Below are 7,768 nucleotides of genomic sequence, written 5' to 3'. Positions count from 1 at the left end.
CTGCTCCGGGGTGTGACGCTTCCTGCTGTTCGTCATGATCTGACCAGTCTCCCTGCCCGAACCCTCGGGCGACAGGACGACTCACACAACGACTGGACCTACAAGACGGGGTCAGTCCACCTGCAGGTCGCGTTACCTGCGATCAGCGTTAGTGGCACAGACCTGAAGAACGGACGGGTCCAGCTATCAGCGGAGACACCCGAGCACGCGATGCTCACCGTCGCGAACTGGTCGAGCGACCCCCAGCCGACTGCGAGGCTACCCGGCGATTTCATCTGGACTGTGGACATCACGGACGGAATCGTGCCGCGGCTCGGCGCCTCCGCGACTGTGCCCGACGAGCTCAGCCGTGCTGAGCAGAGCACTTTCCTCACCGGCGTCCTCGTGGGAGTCGCGGCGGCCGCCGCGCTCGCGCTGGTAGGCGAAATCCGGCGGCCCGTGCGCGTCGGGGGATCCACTGCAGCGAGCGGAGGCCAATCGAATTCAACTGCCCCAACGACCTCAGCGACGCTCGTCGCGGCCAGCGCGACGAGCGCGGTTGCTCGACCGAGGCCTCGCTCGTTTCACGCCGCCAGACTTCGGCGGCCTACCAGGTCAGCCGCGAGGAGGCGCCCGGGCGGGCAGTCGGGTGACTCAATTGCGTCCGCGGCCATTTCCGCACAGCCGGCAAGACAAGGAGGCCTGGTCGCCCGCGTAACGACCGCACTGCGAGGCTTCTGGACAAGATGACAAGGGAGTCGGTTCACCCACCGTCGCCAGCGGTCCTCACCTACTCGTCGGCTTCGATGCCGATGAGTTCGAGTAGGTGGGCCTTGTCCTGATGGCGGAGCCACACAAGGAAGCTTCGGTCGACGACCGCGAGCCGACGCCCCGTCTGGTCATAGTCGAGGACAATCGGCTTGACCCCAATGTGGGACACCTGGAGGTTCGCAGTAGAAGCGAGCGCCTGGGTGATATTCCCGAGATTGATCTTCTCTTCAGGGTGGTGCTCGCGGACGACGCGCGAGATCGTCGGATACGGGATGCCCGCTTCTACTTCGTCTGGCTCCGCGCACACTACGACGAACAGAAGCCACCGGTACATCTCCAGACGGGTGTTCTGGAAGCCGTCTGCAAACTTGGTCAGGAACCCATTGAAGCGAGCCGAGTCGGAGTCAACAACGCTTCACCAGCGCGGCTCCGTCACCCGGATCGACCCTTGATTCGGACTGCGTCCCGAAGACACCGGCTGCTTCACATGCCAACTTGCAGGCTTCTTGAACGATCCAAACGCTCTCCAGCGCATTGCCGACGAGGTCGTCCACGAAGCCAGGATCGAACTCGATGTTCAGGAGCTTCGCACCGCCGACTGCAACTTGCTTGAGGTGATCTTGGTCCCATTTGTCGACATTGATTGAGATCACTCGCCCGCCGAGATCGCCGTTGTACTGCGTCATGCGGTTCTCGTCGAGCCAAACACCGACCACTACGAAGCTGAAGGACGATGACTCATGAAACGCCTTCAGCGCGACGGCGAAGTCTTTCTGGGTCTCTTCCGGAAGGTAGTGGAAGTCCTCTAGCACGACGTACTTGGGCGCGTCCGCGTCCTGTAGGCCCTTGATGATGTCGTTGACATCGTTCGGATCGAGTTCAAGAAGGTGCCCTTGGACGGTCTCCGACTCATGGTGTCCAGTGTCCGCACCACCGCCTCCGCCGAACTCACCGACGAAGGGAACCTTCACTCCGCCTTTGATTTCTGCTCGGATCTTGAAGTCCCCACCCGTGGTACGCGTGGTCGTACCCTCCACGACATAGCCGGCGGCCTTCAGGATCGCTGTGTGAAGGTCGCGCAACGCCCACTTGTTCGAGCAGGTGACGATGATGTAGTCCTCGTCGTTGAGCGTGTACTTACGCAAGGACGTCTTGCCCTGCTTCGAACTGCCGTGGATGACGATGTGCTTGTTCTGTGTTAGCGCATCGACGAACGCCGCATCGACCTTCTCCCGCACGACATAGTTCGGCGGTACCTCGCGTGACACGCCAAAGACTTCATACACGGTGGAGCGCTCGAGCATGGCTTCGAACCTAGTCGGGAAGACTGTAGCTGTGCGCCTCGCCATGCCGGGATGGCAGGACGGCGCTGCGCTGACAACTGGTGGATCAGCCTGTGTCATGGTGGATCAGACATGGTGGATCAGCCTGGTGTGACCGCGGTTCGTGGCAGAAACGTGGCAGAAGCACCCTCCACGCCTCCCCCAGGGAGCAGAAAACCCGCGGAATTCCGCGGGTTTCGAGCCAAAATCTGAGAGCGGAGACGGAGGGATTTGAACCCTCGGTCCCCTTACGGGGACTCCACCTTAGCAGGGTGGTGCACTAGGCCTGACTATGCGACGTCTCCAGGTGATCGACGCCGAAGCGCGAGCACACCGGTCCATAGTAGCCGCTCGGGGCGTGGCATCCGAATCCGGGATCGGGATGCCACACCCCGCGCGTCAGCGGGCGTTTCCGTTCGAGCAGGTGGCCTGCGCGGCGGTCTGGCCGGCGATCTCCGACGGCAGCGTGATCGCCGTGGAGGACGGCTCCGGGGTGGGAGCCGCGCTGTCGCTCGGCGCGGGCGCCTCGGACTCGACGGGCGCCGGCGTGGCGCTCTCGTCGACGATCACACCGTCGCCGCCACTGAGCTCGCCGGACAGCTGGATGGGCTGATTGGCCGCGAGCGCGGCCCACAGCGCTTCAGCCGCCTCTTCGTCGGGAACCACGCGGTTGGGGTCGTCCGGGTCGGGGTAGGTGGGGTACTGCACGAACACGATCTCGTCGAAGGGCACGTCCTTCACGGCCATCGCGATCTGCACGAGCGTCAGCGGGTTGGTCAGAGACGTGGAGGGGCTGACGTTGCGCAGGGCCGTCGAGGCCAGCTTGTACAGCGTCGCCGGGTTCGAGAGCACCTCCTCGCTGCGGAGCTTCGTCGTTAGACGCGACATGTACTGCTGCTGGTTCGAGATGCGGCCGAGATCGCCGCCGTCACCGACACCGTGGCGGGTGCGGAGGAACTGGAGGGCATCGAGTCCCTTGACCGTCCGCATGCCCGCGGGCCAGTCGATACCGGTGTACGGGTCCTGGATGCCGTTGGCGATGCAGACGTCGACCCCGCCGATGGCATCCGTGATGTTGATGACGCCGCCGAAGCTGACCTTCGCGGCGAAGGGGATGTCCTGACCACTGAGCTCGGAGATCGTCGAGACCACGCACGACAGTCCGCCGTACATGAAGGCGCTGTTGATCTGCTGCTTCCACATCGCCGAGGTCTCGTTGCCGTCGGCGTCGGTGCACGACGGGATCGGCACCATGAGGTCACGCGGGAACGAGATCACCGTTACGCGGCGCGGGGCGTCCGAGATGTGAACGAGCATGTTCACGTCGTTCAGGTTGCCCTCGGCATCCGGCCCCGTGCACCGGTCGCCGAAGTAATCCGCGAACTCGGGCTCGCACTCGTCGGTGCCGACCATCAGCAGGTTGACACCGCCCTTGAGCTCGCCGAGGTCCGGCGGCACAGCCGGCTGGTTCTTCAGCTCCACGGCGTCGGCCGTGAAGCTCGACGACAGGTCGTAGACGGCGTACGCCGTGACCGCGGCGCCGGACACGAGCAGCACCGCGAGGGCGACAGCGAGGCCACGGAACAACTGGCTCAGCGGTCCGGCCGAACGCAGGCGCCCGTGGCGTGCGATCGTGCGACGCCCGCGCGGGGTCGTGGTCTTGCTCACTCGGGTCCTTTCGGGAGGACGGATGCCGCGGCGCGGCACCACGAGACCTCGACGAAGCGCAGGTCGGACACAGTTTAGGGACGACGTCCTGTGAATGGCGTGAAGAACGGGCGCGGCGTGTGGACGGGAGCCGGTGACGGGTCCGCGCGGAACCGCAGAGCGGGAGGATGCCGAAAGCGGTGATGGACGGACCCGCGGGCCCGTCCATCACAGTGCGGAGGGTGTGGGATTCGAACCCACGGGACATTTCTGCCCACTGGTTTTCAAGACCAGGTCCATCGGCCGCTCGGACAACCCTCCCGACCGTGCGAGTCTACCCAGCCGCGCGCCGCCGCATCGCGAAAGCACACAGGCGGGGAGGCCGTGCCCGGTGGGTGGGCGGGACCTAGAGCGCGCGCAGCACCGCGGCGACGCCGCCCTCGGTGACCGACAGCCCCACCTCGCCGGCGGCCTCGTGCACCTCGGGCGGTCCCTGCTGCATCGCGATCGCGCGCCCGCCGTGCGACACCGCCCACTGCATCATCTCGATGTCGTTGCGACCGTCGCCCATGACGAGCACGTTCTCGGGGGCGATGTCGAGCCACGCGCGCACGAGCTCGAGCGCGGTGGACTTGTTCACCCCCTGCGGGGCGATGTCGAGCCACGCCGTCCAGCCGATCGCATACGACACCTGGCTGAGGCCGATGCGCTCCACGAGCTGGAGGAAGTCCTGGTCGGTCTTCTCGGGCGCGACGACGACCACGCGGCACACGGGCTGATCCGACAGCCCGGCGAAGGAGACCTTGTTCGCGCCCTGCAGGTTCCAGTCGTCCAGGTAATCGGTGAACAGGCGCTGACCGTCCGGCAGCTCGACGAGGAAGTGCGCGTCGGCCAGATGCTCGCCCAGGAGCGTCAGCACCTCGGTCGGGTCGAACGTCTCGACGTGCGCGCGCTCGTAGTCGGTGGCATCCGGCCCGCCCACGCGCCGCATCACGATGGCGCCGTTCGAGCAGACCGCGTACTCGGGATGGATGCCGAGGCGCTCCATGACCGTGCGGGTGCTGTCCCAACTGCGACCGGTGGCGAGCATGACCTCGTGTCCCGCGTCCTGCGCGGCGCGCACGGCATCCACGACCCCGGGGCTGAACGAGTCGTCCTCGAGCAGCACGGTGCCGTCGATGTCGAGGGCGATGAGCATGCGCCCGACGGGGGCGTCCTCGGCGATCTCGGCGACGACGTCGGCCGCCTCATGCTGCGGCGATGCGTCGACGTCACCGATCCGGGGCAGGGCGGCCTCGTCGGTCACGCGATGGGCTCCATGACCTCGAGTCCGCCGAGGTACGGGCGGAGCACCTCGGGCACCGTCACCGATCCGTCGGCGCGCTGGTGCGTCTCGAGCAGAGCGACGATCCACCGGGTGGTCGCGAGCGTGCCGTTGAGGGTCGCGACCGGCTGCGTCTTGCCGCCGTCGGCCGGACGGAACCGCGTGTCGAGGCGGCGCGCCTGATACGTGGTGCAGTTCGAGGTGCTCGTGAGCTCGCGGTACGCGCCCTGGGTCGGCACCCACGCCTCGATGTCGAACTTCCGCGCGGCGCTGGAGCCGAGGTCGCCCGCGGCGACGTCGATCACGCGGTAGGACAGGCCGAGGTCTTGCAGCATGCCCTCCTGCATCGCGACGAGACGGTCGTGCTCGGCCTCGGCATCCGCGGGGTCGGTGTAGACGAACATCTCGAGCTTGTTGAACTGGTGGACGCGGATGATGCCGCGGGTGTCCTTGCCGTACGAGCCGGCCTCGCTGCGGTAGCACGTCGACCACCCGGCGTACCGCTTGGCGCCGCGCCCGAGGTCGAGGATCTCGTCCATGTGGTAGCCGGCGAGCGGAACCTCGCTGGTACCGACGAGGTACAGGTCTTCCTTGTCGAGGTGGTAGACCTCGTCGGCGTGCTGGCCGAGGAAGCCGGTCCCGCGCATGACCTCAGGGCGCACGAGCGTCGGCGGGATCATCGGCGTGAACCCGGCCTGGAGCGCCCGGTCGAGCGCGAGCGTCATGAGCGCGAGCTCGAGGCGGGCCCCGATGCCGGTGAGGAAGTAGAAGCGGCTGCCCGAGACCTTGGTGCCGCGCTCCATGTCGATGGCGCCGAGCTTCTCGCCCAGGGCGAGGTGGTCGAGCGGCTCGAAGTCGAATGTCGGCACGTCGCCGTGGGTGCGGAGCGTGAGGAAGTCCTCCTCGCCGCCGGCGGGAACGCCCTCGAGCACGATGTTCTCGATCTTCGCGAGGGCCTCTTCCGCTGCTTCCTCGGCGGCGGTCACCGCATGCTGTGCGGCCTTGACCTTCTCGCTGAGCTCCTTGGCCTCGGCCACGAGCGCGGGCTTGTCCTCCTTCGGGGCCTGCGCGACCTTCTTGCCGTGCGCGTTCTGCGCCGCGCGGAGCTCTTCGAACGTCGTGATGGCCTGGCGGCGGCGGCGGTCGGCATCCAGGGCCTCCTCGACCGACGCGGGTGACTCCCCGCGGGCGATCTGGGAGCGCTTCACCAGCTCGGGATCTTCACGCAGCAGAGTCAGGTCGATCACGCGTCCATCCTACGGTCGCGCCCCGCGGCATCCGGCGCCGTGCCGCTGGAGGGCCCACGCGTCAACCCCGCCCGATCGACCGGGTTCGCGGGCGGTTCCGGTCCTATGGTGGATGCCATGGCCGACCCCGAAGAACCGCGTGACGACGCGGACGCCCCCCAGCAGGACTCCGCCGTCTCGGGAGAGGCCGCGCAGGACAAGGCGGCCTCCGAGGGATCGGAAGAAGACTTCCACGACGCGAGCCTGAAGGGCGAGGACGACGGCGACACCGTCTCGGACAACCCCGACCCCAAGAGCGCGGCCGAACCCGACGACGTCATCCGCGAGCCGGAGGACGTCGAGCCCGACTCCTCCGAGGCCGAGTCCGGAGAGGCCAAGCGCGTCTCGCCCGACGGCGACGACGCCCCTATGGACGCCGAACCGACGACGAAGAAGCGTGCGGCGCTCATCTACAACCCCACGAAGGTGGACCCCGAGGTGCTGCGCCCCCGGGTCAGCGAGCTCGCCGCCGAGGCCGGGTGGGCCGAGCCGCTCTTCTACGAGACCACCGTCGACGACCTCGGTGACGACGCAACCCGCGCCGCCCTCGAGGAAGACGTGGATGCCGTGCTCGTGGCCGGTGGCGACGGCACGGTCCGCGCCGTGGCCGAGGCGCTGACCTCCACCGGCGTCCCGCTCACGATCGTGCCCAGCGGCACGGGCAACCTCCTCGCGCGCAACCTCAACCTGCCGCTCGACGACGCCGACACGATGATCCGGGCGACCTTCGAGGGCAAGGTGCACCCCACCGACACGGGCATCGCCCGCATCCGTCGCGCCGACGGCACGGTCGAGGAGCACGGGTTCGTCGTGATGGCGGGCATGGGCCTGGATGCCGCGATGATCCAGAACACCCGCCCCGAGCTGAAGAAGTCCGTCGGCTGGGTGGCCTACGTCGACGGCGCCGCTCGGTCGCTCGTGAACGCCAAACCGTTCCGCGTCATGTACCAGCTCGACGGTCACCGTCTGCACTCCGCGAAGGTGCAGAGCGTCCTTTTCGCCAACTGCGGCGCTCTCCCCGGCGGCGTGGCGCTGATCCCGGATGCCTCGATCGCCGACGGCGTCCTCGACGTCGCCGTCATCCAGCCCGCGGGTCCGCTGGGCTGGCTCGGCGTGTGGCGCAAGATCTGGTGGGACAACTCGGTGCTGCGTCGGTTCCGCGCCGGGCGCAGGGTGCTCGAACGCCGTCGCGACTCGTCGGTGCGCTACCTGCGCGGCACCGGCATCGAGCTGGCCACCGCGCCCGCCCAGCCGATCGAGCTCGACGGCGACGAGTTCGGTGAGGCGACGCGCATCTACACCCGCATCATCGAGGGCGGCCTGGCAGTGGCCCTTCCCGCCGGCCACGACACGTCCACGCTGTAACCGCTGCACGCCCGCCGGGCGGCGGCGCGCGCGGCGGCGCGGCGGGGCGGGACGGGGCGTGTCAAGCCCGGCGG

Annotated in this window: 6 protein-coding genes and 2 tRNA genes; 1 reads left to right on the top strand and 7 read right to left on the bottom strand. The window is 67.7% G+C overall.

Translation table 11 applies throughout. The features are described 5' to 3' along the window. Positions 1 to 769 precede the first annotated feature (769 nt). The 7 genes from MHY30_RS14775 to serS form a co-directional block, all read right to left on the bottom strand. Positions 770 to 1,084, bottom strand: coding sequence for a hypothetical protein (locus MHY30_RS14775; protein ID WP_239279138.1), 315 nt, complete (start codon positions 1,082 to 1,084; stop codon positions 770 to 772). Between the two features lie 70 nt (positions 1,085 to 1,154). Continuing rightward, positions 1,155 to 2,054 carry a hypothetical protein gene (locus MHY30_RS14770; RefSeq protein ID WP_239279136.1) on the bottom strand — a complete coding sequence of 300 codons (900 nt, stop codon included), beginning with the start codon at positions 2,052 to 2,054 and terminating at the stop codon, positions 1,155 to 1,157. Between the two features lie 234 nt (positions 2,055 to 2,288). Next, positions 2,289 to 2,377 (bottom strand) — tRNA-Ser (locus MHY30_RS14765). A gap of 94 nt (positions 2,378 to 2,471) precedes the next feature. After that, a complete protein-coding gene (locus MHY30_RS14760) occupies positions 2,472 to 3,740 on the bottom strand; it encodes an LCP family protein (RefSeq protein ID WP_239279134.1) in 1,269 nt (422 codons plus the stop codon). Between the two features lie 215 nt (positions 3,741 to 3,955). Further along, positions 3,956 to 4,040, bottom strand: a tRNA-Ser gene (locus tag MHY30_RS14755). Between the two features lie 85 nt (positions 4,041 to 4,125). Beyond that, positions 4,126 to 5,025 (bottom strand): HAD family hydrolase, encoded by a 900-nt coding sequence (locus tag MHY30_RS14750; protein WP_239279132.1) that lies wholly within the window; start codon positions 5,023 to 5,025, stop codon positions 4,126 to 4,128. Then, the gene (gene serS, locus MHY30_RS14745; protein ID WP_239279130.1) at positions 5,022 to 6,290 is read right to left on the bottom strand and encodes a serine--tRNA ligase; all 1,269 of its coding nucleotides are present in this window, start codon (positions 6,288 to 6,290) and stop codon (positions 5,022 to 5,024) included. The genes MHY30_RS14750 and serS overlap by 4 nt, the downstream gene beginning before the upstream one ends. Positions 6,291 to 6,407: 117 nt before the next feature. Between serS and MHY30_RS14740 the strand changes: the two genes are divergently transcribed. Beyond that, on the top strand, positions 6,408 to 7,694 hold the full coding sequence (locus tag MHY30_RS14740) for a diacylglycerol kinase family protein (RefSeq protein WP_239279128.1): 1,287 nt from the start codon (positions 6,408 to 6,410) through the stop codon (positions 7,692 to 7,694). Positions 7,695 to 7,768 lie beyond the last annotated feature (74 nt).

This window comes from Microbacterium sp. ACRRU (assembly GCF_022346945.1).
Taxonomy (GTDB): domain Bacteria; phylum Actinomycetota; class Actinomycetes; order Actinomycetales; family Microbacteriaceae; genus Microbacterium; species Microbacterium mcarthurae.
This window is presented reverse-complemented; position numbering and strand designations above follow the sequence as displayed.

Coding starts and splice junctions, on each gene's coding strand:
- MHY30_RS14775 (WP_239279138.1), bottom strand. CDS start 1,084: ATGTACCGGTGGCTTCTGTTCGTCGTAGTGTGCGCGGAGCCAGACGAA.
- MHY30_RS14770 (WP_239279136.1), bottom strand. CDS start 2,054: ATGCTCGAGCGCTCCACCGTGTATGAAGTCTTTGGCGTGTCACGCGAG.
- MHY30_RS14740 (WP_239279128.1), top strand. CDS start 6,408: ATGGCCGACCCCGAAGAACCGCGTGACGACGCGGACGCCCCCCAGCAG.